The organism is Leptothoe spongobia TAU-MAC 1115, assembly GCF_018739885.1.
Lineage (GTDB): Bacteria > Cyanobacteriota > Cyanobacteriia > Phormidesmidales > Phormidesmidaceae > Leptothoe > Leptothoe spongobia.
This window is the reverse complement of record NZ_JADOES010000038.1, coordinates 19,092-40,250: the sequence shown is the minus strand read 5'-3', so window position 1 is coordinate 40,250 and position 21,159 is coordinate 19,092. Positions and strand designations below refer to the sequence as shown.

Below are 21,159 nucleotides of genomic sequence, written 5' to 3'. Positions count from 1 at the left end.
GTGACTAAGCTCCAGGTGGCGGTGGTGGCACACTGCTTAGCAACGACTGCAGCTCAGGTACCCGATTGGCCGGTTGCCAGCTAGCCATACCTTGTTTCCACACATTCGATTGGGCGGTTAAGCCATTGGCTAGGAGTTGCTCTGTGGCATAAGGGCCAAAATTTTGGCCATCGCGGGTGATGTACCAGGCGGCGGTGGGTAGGGGCGGCGGTGGTGCGGCTGGAGCCGGGGGCGCAGGGGCGGCAGATGGTGCAGCCGGGGCGGCGGCCTGTGGGTTCATGGCATTGGCAATTTGCTGGCCCATGGCGATGCCGACACCCAGGTCTAGTCCTTGACTACCACCCCCAGGATTTTTGGCAGATTGCTCAATGGCATTAGCGGCTTGGTATTGGGTGTATTGCTGCATGTTGCCCAGGATGCCGATGGAGGCTCGCTTATCGAGGGCGGCTTCGACTTCGGGGGGGAGGGAAATATTCTCGATCAGTAACTGACGTAGCTCTAGGCCAAACTGCTCCATGTTGGGTTGCATGGCGTCGCGAACCTGCTCGCCCATGGCCTGATAGTTAGCCGCTAGATCAAACAGTGGGGTTTGGTCCTGACCGATCCAGCTGGCAAATGCTGACACAATCATATTGCGCAGGTGATCGCTAATCTCGTCAGTTTGGAACAGACCATCAGTGCTAATCAGTTGCTCCAATAGTGTGCGAGCATCACTAACGCGCATTGTGTAGGTGCCGTAGGCCCGGAGGCGGACTGGTCCTAACTCGGGGTCGCGAATCGTGATGGGATTTGCCGTGCCCCACTTGAGGTTGGTGAAAATCTTAGTGTTGAAAAAGTAAACTTCGGCCTTAAATGGAGAATTAAAGCCATATTTCCAGCCCATCAGAGTGGTCAGGACCGGCATATTCTGGGTTTCAAGGCGGTAGCGACCAGGCTCAAACACGTCGGCCACCTGGCCCTCACCGACTAGAATTGCAACTTGACCGGGGCGTACGGTTAGCTGTGCCCCCATTTTGATTTCGTTTTGAAATCGTTCAAAGCGATAGGCAATGGTATCTTGCGACGGATCAAGCCACTCGATAATATCGATAAATTCGGCCCGAACTTTCTCAAATAAACCCACTGGTGCGCTCTCCGTAGCGACGGTATATCTGTTCTAGAGTTACCCTAGCTTTCCCTTGATATGGGGATATTATGTGTAACTGTTATAGAAATCAATACAGGTTAATTTGTTCCGATTCCGTAGGTAATCGGGGCACTGGAGCATACTCTAAAGTGTTGTTAAGTGACCTTTTGTTCAACTCCAAATCCTACTAGACCTAGTTTCTCTAGGGGCTGACCCGCTGGAGGTCGTAGGTAGTTGAGGATGCGGCGAATACGGGTGTCGGGATTGATTAAGGTGATGGAGTCTACGGATACCACTCGGGTGTAGTTGGTGGTCATCAACAGTTCTCGGGTATTGCTATCGAAGCGGAAGCGCGAGATGATGGGGCGTGCTTCTTCATAGGCGAGATCGCGCAAATAATCACCTTCTAGAATATGACCGGTTTCACTTTGGATAACAAAGGTAAGATTTAAGGCCTGAGAAACCTTTTCACCCTTTTCTGACATCGTGTTAAAGGCAAGGTGAAATCCTGGTAGGGCGGATAAATCTGTAATCTCATCGTAGCCATTGTCTGACAGTACCTTGCGCTTGAGGTCCGGCGTCAGAGGTGATACCTGGAAATCGGTATGGGAGCGCTCAACGTCGTTTTGAGTCAGGTAGTGATATGTGCGTTCTGTTGACCAGCTACCAACACAATGATCGAAAAATGTATGGAAAACTGAGCGAGGCTCCATATGGTTGCTCTTGAGAGGATTCTATCCTTTCATGATAAATGGCGATGTTACACTAACTGTCCGATATGTCCCACGCGACCGATATTTCTACCTTGCTCAAGTGGATGGCTGCTGACTTTAGCAACCAAGCTCAGGCAATCGAAAATCCACCTTTTTTTGCTCATATTCGGGTGTGTATGAGGCCGTTACCGTCTAGTTTTTTGCCAGGAGGCTGTCTATATCTAGAGCAAGCGTATGATTTTATGCTGGGTCAACCTTATCGGGTAAGAGTGCTGCGTTTTTTGCCCCAGGAGGATCACATCCTGCTCGAAAACTATACGTTTAAAGACCAAGAATCCGTGATTGGAGCTGCCCGCGAGCAGCAAAAACTGACCACTATTGAAGCGGACCAGCTAGAGAAAATGCCTGGTTGCGATATGACAGTGCGTTGGACTGGGCACAGCTTTATTGGCAAGGTAGTACCAGGCAAAAATTGCATGGTCGTACGCAAGGGTAAGACCAGCTATCTAGATAATGAATTTGAGATTACTAACGATAAGCTCATTAGTTATGACCGTGGTCGTGACCCGGAGACAGATGAGTTACTCTGGGGCTCTATTGCCGGACCGTTTGAGTTTGAAAAACGTCAGCGATTTGATCATGAAGTCTTGGTTTAGATGATTACCTAACTGACTGTGATTGGTTGCTTAGCCAAGATAAATTCTAGGAAAGCATAAGTGTTGGCTGTATCAAAACGGTAGGTTTTACCTTCATAGTCCACCAGGTACTCGCCTGCAACTTCGCCACAGGCAGTACAGGTAAATGCCTGAGCTGCTAGGGCATCGACACTAAGTTCACGAATGCGCTTAGTCAACCAAGTGTCTAATTGACTAAATACAGGAGATTCTAGACTGGCCTGACGCTGTGCTGCGTAATCCATGATCGATGTATTTTTGAGGGGGCACTGCTATTATGCCTGTTGCACCTCAGTGTGATCTTAGAAAGTAGTTTGAGTCTGTTGAACTTGTTTTCAGAAAAGTTTATCCGTTGAATATACCTGTAGTTTTTGGGTAAACATCATGAAGCTACAGGTATATTTCTGGGAAGGTCTTTGGGCTCTGAACAATACCTAATTGAACGTCAAAAACTGTTTACCAGTTCCTAATGCATGGCATCTACAAAATCAGCTTGCTGATCCCGAGGAATTGGCCAGTCTTCATTTTCACCGCCAATGTATACCCGTTTAATCTCAATGTAATCTTTGCAAAACTGCTTGAGCGTGTTGACTAGAACATCTAGAGCGATCGCATCAGTCGTGCCCAGGTCAAACCAACAGCGAGCCCAGGTGCCTTCAAACTGAACTTCAGACATATTGTGCATAACTGCCATGAGGCTGCCATCAGCCTCATCATTGTCGTAGTTCATATAGCTAATTTCATGGCCGCCGTCTTGGACTTGCAAGTTTTCGGCATTAAAGCCCCCGAGTTTGCCGAGGAAAAACCACGAGTCAAAAATTTCTTCGATGTACTGCTGCTCCATGGCGGAGGGTACATTGTCTAGCTCTAACCAAATCCATAGATTAAAGAAGTCGCACTCGCGAAAGCGAATTTCCATAGCTGAGGTGTCATGATTTTGGCTAAACCTCGTCCAAGTTGGAACCTATAGTTGCCTCTAAAGAAACAATTCAGCTCTAGACGTGGACAGGGCTTACCTAGCATAGCAAGGTCTTGGAGTGGGGGTGTTTACACTGCCCGTAAAACATTGGCTATAGTGTGTCATGGACCTTCTCGTTCTCCTTAATGCTCACTCTTGATCGAGTTTCGTATCATCCAGCGGCTAGCGCAACGCCGATTCTTAAGCAGATCTCATTTACCTTAGCGCCTAAAAAAATGGGATTGATTGTGGGGCCAAGTGGTTCTGGGAAGAGCACGCTATTGGAAATTTTGGCAGGGCTTGTATCGCCATCGAAGGGTACGCTGCATTGGCGCGATCAAGAGCTGCAGCCGGAAACCCTGCAACAGCTGGCAGGGCTTGTATTTCAGTTTCCAGAACGACACTTTTGTGGCCATACAGTTCTAGAAGAGCTGCGCATTGGCCATCCGGAACTGGGGGCTGAGCAGGTGGCAAAAACTCTTGAATCGGTGGGGCTGAGCGCAATTTCACAGCAGGCTGCTCCCCATGCCCTGAGTGGTGGTCAGCAGCGGCGTCTGGCTCTGGCGGTGCAGCTGATTCGACAGCCTTATTTGTTACTGTTGGATGAACCTACGGCTGGGCTGGATTGGTCTATGAAGCAACAGCTCATTGGCTTATTAGCAGAGCTGAAGAAAGATTGGAGTTTGTTGGTGGTATCTCACGATGCTAGTGATTTAGAACATTTGGCAGATTATTGCTGGACGTTGCAAAATGGAGAGCTATTAACCAAGCCCTTAGAAATGCTTCCGGTCGCGTAAGTTGGGTTGAATGTATGCAACCCGATAAGGGCGGAGGAATCAGGGAAGACAGAGGGTGTAAAAAATGACAGAAACAATAACCGAACCATTGCCAGTTAACAGTGAAATTTGGCAAGAAACCTTGCAATGGCAGCCATCGACAGCGCAGCAAGCTTTATTTGATAGTTTGTACCAGGGGGTTCTTGATGGCAATCGTCAGGTCAACCTAACTCGCATTACCGAGCCTGCTGAATTCTGGGAAAAGCATCTGTGGGATTCGTTGAGCGGTCTAGCTCCCTGGTACGAGCCAGAGAAGCCGGAATGGCTACCAACGGTGAAGCGGGTTATTGATATTGGAACTGGTGGCGGTTTTCCTGGAGTTCCGGTTGCGATCTCACGCCCTCAATGGCAGGTTACCCTCCTCGACTCCACCCGCAAAAAGATAGCCTTTCTAGAAACCCTTTGTCAGCAGCTAGGTTTAACCAATACCGACTGTCTGGTAGAGCGGGCAGAAACAGTAGGAAAAGATCCAAAGCATCGTGCTCAGTATGACCTAGCAATGGTCCGTGCCGTAGGTCCAGCCTCCACCTGTGCGGAGTATGCGCTGCCGTTGCTAAAGAAAAGTGGGTTTGCCATCATCTTTCGCGGTCAATGGACTGACGAAGAAGAAGAGCTATTTATGGGAGCTTTGGATACCCTCGGCGGTGAGCTAGTGGCCGTCTGTTCATGGGAAACACCCCTGACCCAGGGCAACCGTCATTGTCTGTATATCAAAAAGGTTGCAAAGACAGAGAAAGAATTTCCTAGGCATGTGGGCATACCCGCAAAGCACCCGCTTTGAGTATTTTGGGTTTATTGTTTGGCGGAGCGGAGTTGTTTTCCAAGCATCCCTATTAGGATATAGCTAACGACTATTTCCCAATCGCCTTGACCACCAGGATGCCACCAAAATACAAGAACAGGACAGCTCCAGCTAGCAAGCTTTGGGTAATGGGGTCAGTGGACGGGGTGAGGACCGCCCCGAGCACAACAGCGCCAAGTAAAACAGAACGCCAGCCTTTGAGCATCTTCTCAGAGGTGACGATGCCCAATAGCCCCAACATGAACTGGATGACTGGAATCTGAAAGGCTAAGCCGGTACTAAATAACAGCAGCAGTACAAACTCAAAATATCGATCAATAGACCACAGCTGTTCGACAACTCCCTCACCGTAGTTAATAAAGAAGGTTAGCGCGGCAGGAATCAGAGCAATGTAGGCAAAAAATATACCGACAACAAAGAGGACGCTAGAACCGAGGACAATGGGACCAATCAGCCGTCGTTCTCGACGAGTCAGGCCAGGCAATACGAACAGGGCGATTTGGTAAAGGATGAAGGGGCTCGCGACTAAGATGCCGCTGTAGCCTGCCACTTTGATCGAGACAAAGAAATACTCACCGGGGGAAAGCTGTAAAAACTTAGCTCCCTGGGCTGGAATTTCTAGAAGTTCGACAATGCGATTGACAACGCAAAAGCAGCCGATGACACCTACTAATACTCCAATCAATGAGTAGAAAATGCGCAGCCTTAGCTCTTCGAGGTGGTCAAAGAGGGACATTTCTAGTTCATCGGGCAGTTCGTCGAGGTAGTCGGGCTGCTCAGTGGACTCTACCGTCTCTAAGTTCGACGTCATGGGCTCCAGTGCCAGGTATTTGTATAGCTATGTTTTGTATTGTATCGCTGTGATTGTACTGCGGCAGCTGGATTTAGGATTGTGGGTTTAAGAGCAATTACTCTGCAACTACTCTGCTGCCTCGAAGGTTAAAAATTCAGCACCGCCGGGATTGCCGGCTGGTTTTTGCTCACTGCCATTGGCTGAGATAAGAGCCGCTCCTGCGTTGCCGATATTCATGGTGATCGTTTCCTCACCTTCCCAGTTCTGTTTGCTACCGGGTTCCATCGTGCCTTCAAAAACGATCGCTCCATCAACAGTTACGCTCATCCAAGATGGTCCAGCTTCGGTGACTTCTACCGTTACGCTCACTGGGGCATCACTGGCTACTGCTATGGGTTCAGGTTCGGGTTCGGGGGCAGGAGTTGGTGCTATGGGTTCAGTTCGTGATGCCTCAACCTGTTCAGATTGAGGCGCTTCAGCTTCGACGGGGTCCGTCTTCTTGCCAAAACCGCTGCTCAATATAATAGGAACTAGCAATGCGATCGCACTCGCAACCACAGCTGCACCAATTGCCCAAGGTCGCCAATTAAAACTGCTAAGCTCAGACGTGTTTGTAGATCGCGAACCCATCGGTAATGGGGATGGCGTCACCGGAGCAGGATTTAGGGATGATGGGACTGTTTCTTCTTTACCCAAGAAGGAGCCTTCGGGAGAACTTGCTCTGTCAGCACTATTAGCCAGGGTATTGAGACCTAGGGCAGTTAATTCACCGTCGGTCATTGGGTGTGGATCAAGGGTAAAGTCTTGGGTGGTAGTGGTGCTTTTGGTCGTTTTCTCAGCTGTACTACCGCTACTATCCATAGCTTTGGAAACGGACGGCTCATTCACCAACGGCATGGCCCCAACGGCTGGCTTGGGCTGTTTGATCTCAGGTTGCTTAATTTGAGGCTGTTTAGCCTGAGTTTTAACCGGCTTGGATTGAACTGGTGGCTTCTGAGCCGCTGTCTGGTAAGACATATCGACCTGGGTTGCTGGTCTCGGCACAGGTCGTGGAGTATTGGGAATAGAATGCACTGGAAACTGCTTAGCGAAATTGGCTCCGTCTAATCCCAGAGCATCGGCGTAGCGGCGAATAAACCCCTGAACAAAAATAGGCTGAGGTAAGTCGGTGGTATCACCGGCTTCTAAGGATTTTAACAATTGAGCACGGATGTAAGTCTGTAGAGAGATATCTTCTAAAGACCTACCTTGTTCCTGACGCTTTTCTTGCAGGTAAGCACCAAGTTGACTCAGTTGTTGCTTCTGAACATTGCTGTAGCTAGTCACGTTACTCTGCTGGTGTGATAAACGATAAGAGCCGATATGCCTCGCAGGGATTGAGCTAACCCTAAATTAGTTGGAGCAAACTTAAAGCAGATGGGCTTGAACGATTGGTTGGGTGCATCTTATCGGTTTAAGCATTAATTAGGTTACAAAAATTGCCTACCTGTATCAATCTATAGTCCCGATATTCGGCTATCTAGGTGGATTCTCTACATATTTGTGCTGATCTATGGGATGAATCAATCTGAAATGGAAACTAATTCTTCAGAACGTTTTCGTTTTAGATTCACTTTTCCCGAAGATAAGTGTTGCCCCTTGTCTTCATTTGACTCATTGTATGGTCAACCGTTCGAATCGCATAGGGCTGTCAATACGAATGTTTTGAGCTTATGGTTGAGTCGTATATTTAGCTACTTGACGTTTGATCGCCGGATTGTAGAGCCGGAGATAGTTCCAGTAGCCACCAAAGACAGCTTCTACATAGCCCTTGGTTTCACTAAAGGGGATGTTCTCAACGAAGACATCTGGGTCGCCGTAGCCCTTGGCAATCCAATTGGCAACAGCACCGGGGCCTGCATTGTAACTGGCAACGGCAAACATTGAATTGTCACTATATTCCTTATGGGTATAGTCCAGATACCAGGTGCCTAGCTTGATGTTTTCGTTGGGGGTTTCTAGCTTGATATCCAGGTCGCTGTTACTTTCGCCGATTTGTCCCACAATCCAGTCGGCAGTACTGGGGATGACCTGCATCAACCCAATCGCCCCAGCGCTGGATCTAATCTTGGGTTCAAAACGTGATTCTTGTCGCATGAGCGCAGTGACCAGCAACGGATTGAGCTGGCGCTGCTGCGACCAGGCTTGAATTAGGCTGGAGAAAGGAAAAGGGTAAACCGTTTGCCAGTAGGCGGGTGTGGTTTTGAGCTGCCGGTATTCGGCCTTTTCGGTCTCCTCATTACGCCAGGCCAGGCTGGTGAGCATAAAAATACCATCGAGATTGTCGCCGACACCTACCCGCAGTACACCATCGGTAAACTGTTCGGCCACGGTGGGGGCTTGAACATTACTAAATTCGGTCTGCCACAGACTCCAGGCATCGGCATCTTGACCCAGGCGGTATAGCAACTGCAGTGTGTCCGAGCCAGCCGGTAGTGGCTCTCGTTGTTTAGGCAGGGTGACCTCGGGAGTTAAATAACGCACACCGGTAAAATCTCCCACATCCCAACCCAGCATGACGGCTGAACGCCAGGCAAAGTAGGATTCGGGATACTGGTTGATGGTGCGCTCATAGGTTAGGCGTGCATCTTGGCCCTGTTGCTGCGCCCATTTTCCCGACCAGAAGCTGGCTTCAGCGGCCAGTTCACTTTGCGGATTAGCGGCTACTAACTCTTCTACGAGTTGGCGAGCAGTACCTAGGTCATTGGCCTTGGCTGCTTTATGGGCTCGGCTGAGACGTAGTTGGGCGGCGGCTTCAGAGTTGCTGTACTGACTCAGGATCGAGGTGCGTGCATTTTGGGCAGACGTGGGACTTTTGAGCTTTTCTAGAATATTGGCCTTTTTGAGCAGGGCTTCGCCAGCGCGATCTGGAAATGCCTTCATGGCTTGATCTAGAGGAGCGAGGGCGGCTTTGTCGGGTAGAGAATCGACTAGTTTGATCAGTCCCAGACCCGTTTCCGGTGCATTGGGGTAGGTTTGGACCAGCTTTTGGTAGGCTGCGATCGCAACCACCTTTTTCCGGTCAATCTGGGCCCCTCGCGCCGTTCGATAAAGACTAGTCGGTGAGGCAGGGGCTTTGGCATAGGCCTGGGATGCCTTGCCATATCGCTGATTTTCCCAGTAACCAAACCCAATGATTTCCCACTGCTCAGGTGTCAGCCCCTGGCCATACTCTTTGGTGAGCCGGTCAAGGCTAGACTCATATTCATCACGATAGAGACCGTAGGCAGCTATCAATAGCAGCTTGTCCTTTGAGGTACCAGTTTTGAGTTGTTGCAGGGCTACCTCTACTGAACGTGGATGGCTAGGATGTTTGGCTAATAGAGCATCCCACTGAGCTGGATCTCGTTTACCCAGTTCATAGCGAGCCTCAGCCGCCGCACCGTGGGTGTCATAGTTAGCCAGCAGTTGATTCCAACTAGCTGGTGCTTCTCCCGCCAGGAGCTGAGCTTGTCCCTGCTTGAGCAGCACATAGGGGGTGAGGGCATTTTGACTTTTTTCCTGGCCATCTAGAATTGCCAATGCCTCAGCGGCCTTGCCCTGATCTAATAAGTCGGTTGCCAAGAGATAACGGGCTAGATAACTATCTTTAGAGTTTTGTCCAGCACCGATCAACTGCAGCAGCATCTCATAGCGTCCTTCTGGCGGTAGCAGTGCCAGTCGAAATGCGGCTGAATCAGACGCCGCAGTTTCTGTCTGATGCTCAGATGTTGTTTGATCATCCGGTAATGCTTGCTTAGTCGCCTGGGCAAAAAATACTATCAGGGCTAAACTTGCGAGGCTGATACCGCCCAACAGTAACAGGGGTAATTGCTCTTTTCCTAGGTTTATGAGACGTTTTCCCATGGTGAATCAGCCAGATTGATGGTTTTAGAAAGCGGTATAACCATGTCTACATCCATAGCTGTCGGTTTTCAAAGGTAAAACTCAAGGTTTCAGACTAGATGTGACTTAAATTTAAGTAGAAGTTAAGAGGCGATGATGCGCTACTGTGCTGTCAAAGCGGACGAACAATAGGTGAATAATGTTCTATTTAAAAACCATAAATATAGTAGAGAGCCGTATATGATATTCAGTCAATAAAGACGCCGAAATCGTTAGATACTAAGACGGGAATTAGCACTGAGATGGGAATGAAGTTTGTAGCATCAGACAAGTCTTGTTTAACGTGGTCGGGGGATTGCCTTGTCGTTGGTTTATCGGAAGAGTCACTACCCCTTACTGGTCTACTGTCTGACTTAAATGAGCAGGTGTCTGGGCTGCTTCAAGAACTCATCGACGAAACAGACTTTAAAGCAAAGGTGGGAAGTTCTGCTGTGATCCGAGTCGGTGGCTCGGTTCGGAAGTTGGCCATTGTCGGATTAGGTGCTGCCGAAGATCTCAAACTCGAAGGATTACGACGGGCGGCGGCGGTGGCGGCTAAGCTAGCCAAATGCGAAAAATGTGCCTCCCTTGGTATTAGCTTCCCCATTTGGAATAACAGTCCGGAACGGACAACCCAGACCATTGCTGAGGGGGTTACCTTGGCGATGCATGAGGACAAACGGTTTAAGTCTGATCCTGAAACTCCGAAAGTAGTGCTTAGCGATGTGGCTCTGCTGGATTTACCCGGTCATGAAGACGCTCTAGAGACTGCGTCCCATGTCTGTGATGGTGTTATCCTGGCCCGTGAGCTAGTAGCAGCTCCTCCTAATATTGTGACGCCAGCCAGCCTGGCTGAGACAGCCGCAGCCATTGCCAATGACCACGGTCTAACGCTTAAGGTGCTAGAACAGGCTGAGTGTGAAGAGCTGGGAATGGGAGCCTATCTCGGTGTGGCCATGGCCTCAGAGATGCCACCAAAATTTATTCACCTTACCTATACGCCTGCAGGGACACCCAAGCGCAAGTTAGCCCTGATTGGCAAAGGCCTCACCTTTGACTCAGGTGGTCTCAATATCAAGGCTGGTGCAGGCAGCATGATTGAGTTAATGAAAATGGATATGGGCGGTGCTGCTGCCGTTCTTGGCGCGGCCAAGGCGATTGCTCAGATCAAGCCCGATGTGGAGGTGCACTTTATTAGTGCCGCCACCGAAAACATGATCAGCGGTCATGCTATGCATCCTGGGGATATCTTGACGGCATCCAACGGTAAAACCATCGAGGTCAATAATACAGATGCCGAAGGTCGTCTGACTCTGGCCGATGCCTTGGTCTATGCCGATAAATTAGGTTTGGATGCCATGGTGGACTTGGCTACGCTGACCGGGGCTTGCATTGTGGCCCTGGGTAATGATCTGGCTGGTTTGTTTAGCCCCAATGATGAGTTGGCTGGAGCGTTGGCTAATGCTGCAGAGGCCGCTGGTGAAAAACTGTGGCGGATGCCCATGGAGGAAAAATACTTCGATGGTCTGAAGTCGATTGTGGCCGATATGAAAAATACAGGCCCTCGTCCTGGCGGCTCCATCACTGCGGCATTATTTCTCAAGCAGTTTGTGAAAGAGACAGACTGGGCTCACATGGATATTGCCGGGCCAGTGTGGAGTGAAAAAGATAATGCCTACAATAATCCAGGTGCAACGGGATATGGTGTACGCACTTTGGTTCAATGGATTTTAGAGAGCGCTTAGCGTAAAAAACGTCTAAGTTGAAACCTAGACGCTGCTTCTACGGAAAAACTACATTTAATCGATCTGGACACTGAGCAGGTTTAAAGGGCGTTACATGGTGCAACGCCCGCCCATCAAATTAGCTAGCGTTGATGCTAATGCGCTTGCTAATGTCCGTAACTTTAGCGAGTTTACGCTGTGGGGGGACTGGACCGATACGAGTTGCGATCGCTGTAGTCAAAGTTCTTGGTTCCTCGCAAACCATTTCTTGGCGGCAACTAGGACAATACCAAAACATTCTGCTTTGGCTAATGTGGCGCAACAGCTTGTCCTGACAAAGGCTGCAAGTAGCGCCATTTTGTGATGATGGAATATTAAAGGGTTTTTTCATAGGTCGTCGCATCCTTTAGATGCGTCACTGACTAACCCTACGATGCCCATCCTTTTGAAAAATTGCTGTAACTTTGCATATATTTGTACAAAAGTTAAAGAATTTGCATTTCATGACAATTCGAGTTTCCAAGTGGTTTTAGGCAATATGGAAAAGTCTGGTTAGGCCCCCACGACTAGGAGGGGTTCGGGGAGGAAAGCCCTGAGCGACCCTAATCGCTATTTGCCAATGTCATCAAGGTAATCTTTAGATTCTGACAAGAAGCAATACCGGCTGCTTGGGGCTCCTTCGAGTGCCCCAAACCCCAATGGTCAGGGCGGGGCTGTCCGCCCTAAAACCCAGCAGAAAAATATGAATGCTATCCCGAATAGCGGGTTTGGGTGGCCGGTGGGGTAGTTCAGAATTTTGCGCCCTGCGACAAAATTCTGAAAGCAGAGGTTATCCTCATCGCTTTTCCTCGTGCCCAGCCTCTGGCTGAGAACCTCTTTGGAAGCCTCTGGCTTTATTTGAAATGCATCAGCTAAAGCGATTGAAAAGCTGTATATATGCAGAAGGTGGCTTTAATCGCTAGATTAGAGCTTCTTTGTGTGTTGGCTATTTCCTGTATTTACCAATGTCGCCGGAATTGCCGCTCCGCCTCGCGCAACGACAGTCTTCCTGGCGACCGCCTCAACGTTTTCGGTTTTCGAGTGAGTTGTGAGCCCCCAGGACCTCTTCAGTAGCCCTTTTCTCTTCTCGTCTTTTTCTCTTTTTCCTCAATTCTCTTTCTCTCTCTCTCGAAGCACGATTGATTTTTTCCTCTTTCTGGTGCCCAGCCTCTGGCTGAGTACATACATCCCCAGAAGCCTCTGGCTTTATCTAATTGAGGTGTATAAAAACAAATACTACCTGCTAAAGAAGTCCTCACTGAGGATGGGCATAAGGCACCACCTCTACAAAATGACCTACTAAACTTAGCGTGGCAACACATCATCCAATCGCAGTTTTATCTCTGGCAAAGCCTGCGAGACAATCCGTTCCCCCAGTCGAAACTGTCGTTGTTCATACTCATCATCCACCAGCTGACATACCGTAATCGTTGGCTGCTTTGGCCGACCAATAAACGCAATCCCTCCTAAACCCAAAAAATCCACTATCCAATACTCTGTAATACCCAAGAGAGAATACTCTTCTACCTTTCGCGCATAATCCGTTTCCCAGTTACTGCTGACTACCTCAACCACTAGCTTGATCGAACTTGCTAACGTAATTACCGGTTCCCTTTGCCATAATGGTTCTTGCACCAATGCCAGTTCATCCAACACAACCACATCTGGACGTCGAGCAGTGGCAACATTAGCAAACGGACGTACAATTGCACGGGTAGGGATAACCCAGGGTAGTTGCTGTTGATCAATTTTGATATTCAGTTTGCTGGTGAGCTTGCCCGCTACCGTTTCATGGGGACCTGTCGGCTCCATATCAATCAGTTCCCCATCGGCCAACTCATAACGAGTCTGTGCGCCATATTCCTCAATAAAACTGTCAACCGTCAGGAGTTTAGTGGGCGTATAAGTCATCGTGTTGCTCCTGGAGGCAGGCCAATACTTGAGCGCGTTAGGGTGGCCTTGATCCCAAGGCTATACTAAGTCTAGCTACATGGGCTCAGTTTTATGTTGACTTTACCCATTACCCTCGATCTCAAAACTGTCAACCTCACAGATGAGCAGTTTTATCAGCTCTGTGTTACAAACCCAGAAATCCAAGTAGAACGGACACCTCAAGGAGATTTAATCCTCATGTCCCCCGTGGGTGGTGATAGCGGCAATCAGGAAATCGAACTGGGGGCAGATTTAGTCATTTGGAATCGTCGAACGAAATTAGGTAAGGTCTTTAGCTCATCCACTATTTTTCGATTGCCAAACGGTGGCGATCGCTCCCCCGATGCCGCCTGGGTAGAACTGTCCCGTTGGGAGGCCCTTACCCCAGAGCAGCGTCGTAAGTTTCCGCCGATTTCTCCAGATTTTGTTATTGAAGTAAGATCGCCCAGCGATTCCCTCAAAACGCTACAGAATAAAATGCAGGAATACCTGGACAGTGGTGTGCGTTTGGGGTGGTTATTTAACCCAAAGGCTCAACAGGTAGAAATCTATCGCTTAGGCAACGTCAAGGAGACCCATGGATTACCAGCTACCCTATCGGGAGAAGATGTCTTACCGGGATTTACCTTACGGGTAAATTCTTTTGGGGAATAAGAGGGATATTTCATTCAATCCAACCCTTTGCTCGCTCAATAGACCGTTGCCAGGTTTGAAAATTCTCCTGCGCAACTGCTTTACCTGCTCCAGGTTCAAACGTTTTATCAATCTTCCGGCTATTTACCAGCACTGTATAGTCATCCCAGAACCCAACGGCTAACCCTGCCGCAAATGCTGACCCTTGAGCCGTTGCATCCAGTACCGCCGGACGCTCCACCGGAATGCCCAATACATCCGCCTGATACTGCATCAAAAAGTTATTGTGACAGGCACCACCATCTACCTTCAGTGTTGTAATCGGTGTGCCACTGTCATCGTTAATCGCCATCACCACCTCACGAGCTTGGTTTGCGATCGCTTCTAACACTGACCGCACCATGTGCGCCTTTGTCGCACCGCGAGTAATGCCCAAAAACGCACCGCGAGCACCCATATCCCAATGAGGAGCACCCAGCCCGCTGAGGGCAGGGACAAAATAGACACCACCGTTATCTGCGACCGATGTAGCCAATGGCTCACTATCTGCAGCACTATCGATAATCTGCAAGCCATCTCGCAACCATTGGATGCAGGCCCCCGCCGTAAACATACTGCCTTCTAGACCATAGCCCAGGTCATAGCTACCATCGTCTTTGGCCGTAGTCCAGCCGATGGTGGACAGCAGCTGATTATTGGATCTGACAATTTCTTTGCCGGTATGAGCGACCAAAAATGCACCTGTGCCATAGGTACATTTGAGCAGACCAGGGCGATCGCAACCATGGGCAAACAAGGCCGCCTGCTGATCACCCAAAATTGCCGCAATCGGAACCTCCACCCCCAGCAACGTCGGGTCGGTGTAACCAAAAATCCCCTGACTGGGCTTAATGTCTGCCAGTAGCGACTGAGGCACTCCAAAGGTATCCAGTAGTGTCTTGTCCCACTGTTGCGTAGCCAGATTCATCAGCAATGTACGGCTGGCATTACTATGGTCGGTCGCATGTACTTTGCCACCTGTCAGGTTCCACAAGGCCCAAGTATCAATGGTACCTGCTAGCACATTGTTCAAGTTTTCTGGCTGAGTTTTATCCAGCAGCCATCGTAGCTTTGTTCCTGAGAAGTAAGCATCCAGAAATAATCCACTACGCTCATAGATATCCGCCTTATGGTCTGCCAACGTGGCACACATATCCGCCGTCCGTCGGTCCTGCCAAACAATGGCTTTATGTAATGGCTCACCCGTAGTTTTATCCCACAGCAAACAAGTTTCCCGTTGCACTGTCAGACCAATGGCGGCAATATCACTGGCGCTGATCTTTGCCTCAGCAATGGCCGTTTTCATCGCCCACTGCACTGCTTGCCAAATCTCTGTGGCATCATGCTCTACCCAACCGGGCTGTGGATAATACTGGGTCAGTTCTTTATAGGCTTGACCCACAATGTCGCCCGCTTGGTTGAACAGGATGGCACGGTTGCCAGTGGTGCCCAAATCCAGGGCCATAACGTACTTTGACATGGAAAACCAATCTAATTAAAGAACTCCACCTATTGTGTCGCGGGTTTTCTTTTGTGGAAAAAAACGGGGGAAGTCTTAGGGGAAATTAATAAAGTTTAGGGAATGGGGTGGGATGCTCGGAGTTGTGCCCCATAAAAAAGAGGGTGCGTGATCGCACTCCTCTAAAGGAAAAGTTTTTGAGTATTGATTTCTTTTGAGGCTAATGTTTAAACCTTGTCCACGTCCAGAACTAGAGTTTTATCGTGGGAGAAACTACAGGTTTCAACTTGGACGTGGTTTATCTAGCGGTTGGATGGTCTAAGGGCGAGGTTGGGGACGTATTGCTAATGGTCTGATGGGCCCCATCAATCGCGGTTACTGTTCGTCTTGATCGAGTAGTCGGGATAGCTGTCCACGGATGGCATCCAGCTTTTTGTCCACTTTGGGGACGGTGAGTAATCGCACTTCGACTTCGGCGATGTTATCGATGCGGGTAGTTTTTTCCCACAGTTTACGTTCAACGTCAGACTCAGACTCGTACCGGAACGTAATAGTACTGTTGGTCACCTCTAAAATCTCTACATTCTTAAACCAGCCGTTGCTGCTTTTTACATAGAGCCATACGCTGCCTTGGCCAACGAGTTCTTTGAGCTTTCTTTCCATATGACAAAATTCCCCAGACACTGCACAGGTCTACAAGAGATAATGCTGTCTTTTCTTAAGATTGATTTTATATATCTTAGCACTTTGAAAAGTTATACGTAGTCAGAAAAATAAATGTTCTATGATCTCTAAAATCCTCCTGTGGCAAATAATCAGAGGGGTTTCATTAATTGTTGTCAGCGAAAAATTGGTAATGTAACTTTGTGTACTGTGTTGTGAGATCACGGCTAACATTGCTGCAATCTCTACCGGGGGAAAGAGCTATTTTTTCTGTTCAAAAAGAACACCTTGACTGTCTTTTAGGGTGAATTGGCTTAAGTTTTTGAGATCGATTTCAGGGTTGAGATCAGGTGTTGAGATCGCAACTTCCCAATTCTGCATATCCACCCCGAGCCAATCCTCAAGCTCAATACTCAAGGGCGCACCACCCATGTGAGCCACCATCAAAATGGGTGGCTCACCCGGTCTGTCAGGATGGCTACGTAGACCATAAAACACGGTGCGCTGATCATCACTGATGCGGTTGAAGCGGTCGCGGCCTGTGAGGTTATCCTGGAGCCACGGATGACGACGGCGATATTGCCTCAGGGCCAAATGAAATGTGGCAATGCTCTGGTCAATTCGGTCATAGGAGCGAGAGACGTTGCACAAGTCGTGGCCGTCTTCCATAAAGGCCATGGCAAACTTCTTGAGTTTAGGGACATCTAAATTTGCCAAGAATCCTGCTAGGGAAGATTCGTTCAACTCCGCCAGGGTGGGCAGTTCACAGCTGTCGATGTTGGGCCCTAAGCAGCGGCTGCAGATGGTGGCGACTTCCTGTAGGTTGTAGTCCGTCGATACCATCGCTTCTTGCAGGGTTTGCGAAAAATCTCGCAGCTGCTCAAATTCCCGAAATCCCATTTGCTTAAGCTGGGGATAAACCTCCGCTAAGTCATACATATCAGGCTCAATTTGCCAGTCGAGGAAACTGATTTCTTCTGAGACTACCTTGACGCCATATTGGTCGTCCGTATTTCTGAAAAATCCCCAGGGAGCTCCCACATTGGCGTTGATAAAGTCCATGGGTAAGCCAGGGCTAAAGCCACAGACCCATAGCTGGGTAGCTGGATTGTTATAGGCTTTGTGCAGTACATTGGGCAGTGTTTTTCCCAGGTTCCAGTTGATTGGCTGATCCGTTTTTACCTGGGTGCCTCGCCGGACTGTGTCATGGTTGCCACAGCCTGTAATCCAGCGATTACCTTGGAAGATCACTTCCCCCACCCGTCGCCATTTGCGGTCCCAAAATCCTTTTAGGGAAGGGGTGTTGTGGGCAAAAATTAACGGCCCCCATTGAAATGATTCAGGTTTTTGCTCAATTAACTCTCGATAGCGAGAAATCTCTTCCCACCCTTCCTGGGGCCAGGGACGACCATCCTCAAAAATAGTGAACATTAGCCGCCGATAGCCATTGATATCCTGGACCACATCGCTCATGGCCAGTAGATAGGCATCGTCTTGTTCCACCCGGTCCGTAAGCGGGTTAAAGAACCGAAAATCCTGGCCACCATCCACACGAATGCCATCGGCCCCTGTATTGATTTTGCGCCGTTGCATCTCTAATAAGATGGCTCGCACCTGGGGGAGTTGATGGTTGAGGTCCTGGCCATACATATTTGGCCCCTTAAAGAACTGATGGGTCATCACTTCTAGGGCCTGATTGTCAGCATGACCATAGACTAAGTCATAGATCAGTTGAATGGGGCCTTCAGAAAAATTGTGGAGCGTGGCAATAAAGTCAATCACCTCATCGGGGCGCAAACTGCCTAGGACCGATGGATTGGTGGTACCTGATCCGAGGATGGGGACATCGTAGCCCCAGTTTTGAGTATCGGGTCTTCTCAGAACTGCCTGGGTGTTTTTATTAGATGAAAGGTCAGTTAAGCGATTGTCTGGAGATAATGGCTTAACTGAGCTATCGGTATCCCCTAAAACTGAGAAGAACTCATAGTCTCCAGACGTGTCTTCACGACGATACTCAATGGTGGGGACGACGGGTAGCAGTTGAATGGCATCGTAGCCTGCATAAACAGCTTCTTGCGCAGTCAGTTCTTCATCCCTGGTTAGCTTGTCAGAAATATGCTGATAAATTTCTGTCAGACCTTCAAAGGTGCCTTGGGGAGAGGCGGTTTTGACATGGAGCTGCAAAATATTGGTCGGTGCTTCCAAACGAGGAATATCACTACTATCGCTATAGCTACTGCCAGTGCGACGAAAATAGCTGCGGTCTGCCCGCTGACGCTGAAGCAAGCGCATATCGTACAGTTCTGCAGGGGCGAAAATCCCATAGGGCAATGAATAAGCCAGCGGATCCCGAATGATATGGACTCGTCCATCCTGGTCGGTGTAGCGTAACCAGTAAAAACATCCAGCGCGATCGCGACGACCGGGACGCATCCCCTCAATCACTCCCCAGACAAACTCTCCTTGTTTAACCAGGGGAATGTGTGTGCGATTAAAGGCGACAGTTTGTTCTGCTGCACGAAAATTAATATCCTCTGTCGGCGTATAAATCTCCAGCACAATTCGATCTTCTGACTGGATAATGTCACCTGTGAGATCAGGGGTCCAAAATCCTACTTCAGTTAGTCGGTCCGCCCGGTAATGGGCTCCTAGCCGCCGAGCAATTTTCTGGGCCTTTTCAAAGAATGTAGCTTCTGAACGTTGGATGCTTTCCGCCCATATGAGTAGGCTTTGGGTTTCATCTTCGATCAGTTGAATTTTTTTAGGGGCAGTTGCAATCACCGTATGTCTCGTTAGTGAGGGGAGCGCAGTGGCACTACGCTAGCTTGGCGCTACATTAGCTCAGAATGCTAGACGCGCCTATAGTTCCCAGCTGAAAAAATAGGACGAAAGTGCGCCTGTGCAATAGGGCGAAAGTGCGCCTATAACTTACAGCTCTAAACAGAGTGTAAGCTCGATAGTGAGCGAAAAAACATATGGGACTCACGTTGTTAAATTCGTTGCTGAAAATGTTTTCTCTTGCTTGATTAAGGGCTTAAGGGAGAATATCCGTCAATTGCTAAAACAGTCTTAATACGGTAATGTAACTCACTGTAAACCCTGATGGACTACCCCTTCTCTATGTCCAAAATTGGAGTATTTCTGTAGAGGAAACTACAGGCTTAAACTTGGACGTGAGTTAGCAAACATCATCAGCGGATTTTAATAGCATTTTCATGCAATTTTTTGAGGCTCAGCGGAGGCAGCTTGGTAAGAAAGTTGTCTTTGCTGGGCCTTATTATGTTTGGATGTCAAGCTTAATTGGTCACTGTTAATCAACCTGCAGGAGAAACTAACATGAAGTCTTCCCTGGTGATCCTCTACCACCGAGAACCCTATGATGAGGTGATGGAAAATGGCAAAATTTACTACCGTGAAAAGAAGAGTCCAAATGGCATTGTCCCTACGCTAAAAAGCTTTTTTGCTAATGCGGATCAGAGTACTTGGGTAGCTTGGAAACAAATTACTGAGGCTGAGCAAGAAGGATTTATTGATCGAGTGACCATGGAAGGGGGCAGCGATAGCTGCGTAGTACGACGCATTCCCCTCAATGCCGATCAGGTGCGCAATTTTTATCACATCACATCTAAAGAAGCTTTCTGGCCGATTTTGCATTCATTCCCTGAGCACTTTACCTATGACAGCTCAGACTGGGAAAATTTTCAAAATATTAATCGTCTCTTTGCTGAGGCAGCCTGTGAGGATGCCGCTGATGATGCGCTGATCTGGATCCACGATTACAACCTCTGGCTGACGCCTTACTATATCCGCCAGCAGATGCCCCATGTGAAGATTGCCTTCTTCCACCACACGCCCTTTCCAGCGGCGGATGTGTTTAATATTCTCCACTGGCGAGATGCGATTATCGACAGCCTTTTGTGCTGTGATCTGTGTGGGTTCCATATTCCTCGCTATGTTCAGAACTTTGTATCTGCTGCCCGTAGTTGCCGTGATGTAGATGTAGTTGAGCGTATTCCTGTGCCAGAGGCCTTTACCAAGACCGGTACTGCTCTGGCTGAGCCTGAAATGGTGACTAAACTGCGTTATAACGGTCGCATTGTCACCATTGATGCGTTTCCTGTGGGTACCAGTCCTCAAAAGATTCACGATGTGGTGATGCGGCCTTCGATCCAAGAGCGGGTAAAGGTATTACGAGCTGAGATTGGTGATAACAAGCTGATCATGTCCGCTGGTCGTGTGGATTATGTTAAAGGTGCCAAGGAAATGCTTGCTTGTTTTGAGCGCTTATTGGCTAGACGCCCGGAGCTAATGGGTAAAGTCAATCTCATGATGACGGCGGTGAAAGCGGCGAAGGGAATGCGAGTTTATCGTATCGCCCAGGAGCAAATCGAGCAGATGGTGGGTCAGATTAACGGTCGCTTTGGCACTCTAAATTGGACGCCGGTACAGCTCTTTACCGAGCCGTTGCCCTATGACGATTTGATGGCGCTTTATAAGGCTGCCGATATTGCCTGGATCTGCCCGTTGCGGGATGGCCTGAACCTAGTCGCCAAGGAATATGTGGCCGTTCACAATGGTGAGGACGGTGTTTTAATCCTGTCGGAGTTTACTGGTTCTGCCGTAGAGTTACCCGATGCGCTACTAACTAACCCCTATTCATCCAGTCGTATGGATGAGCGCATTGATCAGGCCCTCGCCATGTCTGCCCAGGAGCAAGCCGAGCGGATGAAGAAGCTGCACAAGGCCATTTGCCGCTATGACGTCCAGCAGTGGGCCAATCATTTGTTTAGGGAAGCAAAAGCGACGGTGGCGATTGAGCCGGAAACGAAGGAAGTTGTAGGAGTTTAAGGAAATTAGAAATTTTA

Annotated in this window: 18 protein-coding genes; 7 read left to right on the top strand and 11 right to left on the bottom strand. The window is 48.9% G+C overall.

Annotation, left to right across the window (positions count from 1 at the left end; all coding sequences use genetic code 11):
• Positions 1-4 precede the first annotated feature (4 nt).
• A complete protein-coding gene (locus IXB50_RS22655; protein WP_215610185.1) occupies positions 5-1,123 on the bottom strand; it encodes an SPFH domain-containing protein in 1,119 nt (372 codons plus the stop codon).
• 158 nt (positions 1,124-1,281) lie between these two features.
• Positions 1,282-1,839, bottom strand: a complete 558-nt coding sequence (locus IXB50_RS17015; RefSeq protein ID WP_215610184.1) for a phycobiliprotein lyase — start codon at positions 1,837-1,839, stop codon at positions 1,282-1,284.
• A gap of 65 nt (positions 1,840-1,904) precedes the next feature.
• Between IXB50_RS17015 and IXB50_RS17010 the strand changes: the two genes are divergently transcribed.
• Positions 1,905-2,495: a chromophore lyase CpcT/CpeT gene (locus IXB50_RS17010; RefSeq protein ID WP_215610183.1), complete on the top strand. Its 591-nt coding sequence runs from the start codon at positions 1,905-1,907 to the stop codon at positions 2,493-2,495.
• Between the two features lie 8 nt (positions 2,496-2,503).
• On the opposite strand, the gene IXB50_RS17005 is transcribed toward IXB50_RS17010, so the two are convergent.
• Positions 2,504-2,758, bottom strand: a complete 255-nt coding sequence (locus IXB50_RS17005; RefSeq protein ID WP_246564626.1) for a hypothetical protein — start codon at positions 2,756-2,758, stop codon at positions 2,504-2,506.
• A gap of 221 nt (positions 2,759-2,979) precedes the next feature.
• Positions 2,980-3,432 carry a DUF3531 family protein gene (locus tag IXB50_RS17000; protein WP_215610182.1) on the bottom strand — a complete coding sequence of 151 codons (453 nt, stop codon included), beginning with the start codon at positions 3,430-3,432 and terminating at the stop codon, positions 2,980-2,982.
• A 185-nt stretch (positions 3,433-3,617) separates the two neighbouring features.
• Between IXB50_RS17000 and IXB50_RS16995 the strand changes: the two genes are divergently transcribed.
• Entirely contained in the window at positions 3,618-4,268 is a 651-nt protein-coding gene (locus IXB50_RS16995; protein WP_215610181.1) for an ABC transporter ATP-binding protein, read from the top strand.
• A 76-nt stretch (positions 4,269-4,344) separates the two neighbouring features.
• Positions 4,345-5,088 (top strand): 16S rRNA (guanine(527)-N(7))-methyltransferase RsmG, encoded by a 744-nt coding sequence (rsmG, locus tag IXB50_RS16990; protein ID WP_407658817.1) that lies wholly within the window; start codon positions 4,345-4,347, stop codon positions 5,086-5,088.
• A gap of 70 nt (positions 5,089-5,158) precedes the next feature.
• Here rsmG and tatC read toward each other — a convergent pair whose 3' ends face one another.
• The 3 genes from tatC to IXB50_RS16975 all read right to left on the bottom strand — a co-directional run bounded on the left by tatC (position 5,159) and on the right by IXB50_RS16975 (position 9,787).
• Complete coding sequence (gene tatC / locus IXB50_RS16985) at positions 5,159-5,920, bottom strand: twin-arginine translocase subunit TatC (RefSeq protein WP_215610179.1); 762 nt, start codon at positions 5,918-5,920, stop codon at positions 5,159-5,161.
• 108 nt (positions 5,921-6,028) lie between these two features.
• Complete coding sequence (locus IXB50_RS16980; RefSeq protein WP_215610178.1) at positions 6,029-7,228, bottom strand: helix-turn-helix domain-containing protein; 1,200 nt, start codon at positions 7,226-7,228, stop codon at positions 6,029-6,031.
• 384 nt (positions 7,229-7,612) lie between these two features.
• On the bottom strand, positions 7,613-9,787 hold the full coding sequence (locus IXB50_RS16975; RefSeq protein WP_215610177.1) for a lytic transglycosylase domain-containing protein: 2,175 nt from the start codon (positions 9,785-9,787) through the stop codon (positions 7,613-7,615).
• 287 nt (positions 9,788-10,074) lie between these two features.
• Between IXB50_RS16975 and IXB50_RS16970 the strand changes: the two genes are divergently transcribed.
• Together IXB50_RS16970 and IXB50_RS16965 are read left to right on the top strand one after the other, a co-directional pair.
• Entirely contained in the window at positions 10,075-11,550 is a 1,476-nt protein-coding gene (locus tag IXB50_RS16970; RefSeq protein WP_215610176.1) for a leucyl aminopeptidase, read from the top strand.
• Positions 11,551-11,644: 94 nt separating this feature from the next.
• On the top strand, positions 11,645-11,893 hold the full coding sequence (locus IXB50_RS16965; protein WP_215610175.1) for a hypothetical protein: 249 nt from the start codon (positions 11,645-11,647) through the stop codon (positions 11,891-11,893).
• Positions 11,894-12,873: 980 nt separating this feature from the next.
• Here IXB50_RS16965 and IXB50_RS16960 read toward each other — a convergent pair.
• Complete coding sequence (locus tag IXB50_RS16960; protein ID WP_215610174.1) at positions 12,874-13,479, bottom strand: Uma2 family endonuclease; 606 nt, start codon at positions 13,477-13,479, stop codon at positions 12,874-12,876.
• Positions 13,480-13,572: 93 nt separating this feature from the next.
• Between IXB50_RS16960 and IXB50_RS16955 the strand changes: the two genes are divergently transcribed.
• Positions 13,573-14,154, top strand: coding sequence for a Uma2 family endonuclease (locus IXB50_RS16955; RefSeq protein WP_215610173.1), 582 nt, complete (start codon positions 13,573-13,575; stop codon positions 14,152-14,154).
• A 10-nt stretch (positions 14,155-14,164) separates the two neighbouring features.
• Here IXB50_RS16955 and glpK read toward each other — a convergent pair whose 3' ends face one another.
• The 3 genes from glpK to gghA form a co-directional block, all read right to left on the bottom strand.
• Positions 14,165-15,652 carry a glycerol kinase GlpK gene (gene glpK / locus IXB50_RS16950; RefSeq protein ID WP_215610172.1) on the bottom strand — a complete coding sequence of 496 codons (1,488 nt, stop codon included), beginning with the start codon at positions 15,650-15,652 and terminating at the stop codon, positions 14,165-14,167.
• Between the two features lie 354 nt (positions 15,653-16,006).
• A complete protein-coding gene (locus tag IXB50_RS16945) occupies positions 16,007-16,294 on the bottom strand; it encodes a DUF6679 family protein (protein WP_215610171.1) in 288 nt (95 codons plus the stop codon).
• A 261-nt stretch (positions 16,295-16,555) separates the two neighbouring features.
• Positions 16,556-19,075, bottom strand: a complete 2,520-nt coding sequence (gghA, locus tag IXB50_RS16940; protein ID WP_215610170.1) for a glucosylglycerol hydrolase — start codon at positions 19,073-19,075, stop codon at positions 16,556-16,558.
• 555 nt (positions 19,076-19,630) lie between these two features.
• On the opposite strand from gghA, the gene ggpS reads away from it, so the two are divergent.
• The gene (gene ggpS / locus IXB50_RS16935) at positions 19,631-21,142 is read left to right on the top strand and encodes a glucosylglycerol-phosphate synthase (protein WP_215610169.1); all 1,512 of its coding nucleotides are present in this window, start codon (positions 19,631-19,633) and stop codon (positions 21,140-21,142) included.
• The last annotated feature ends 17 nt before the right edge of the window (positions 21,143-21,159 follow it).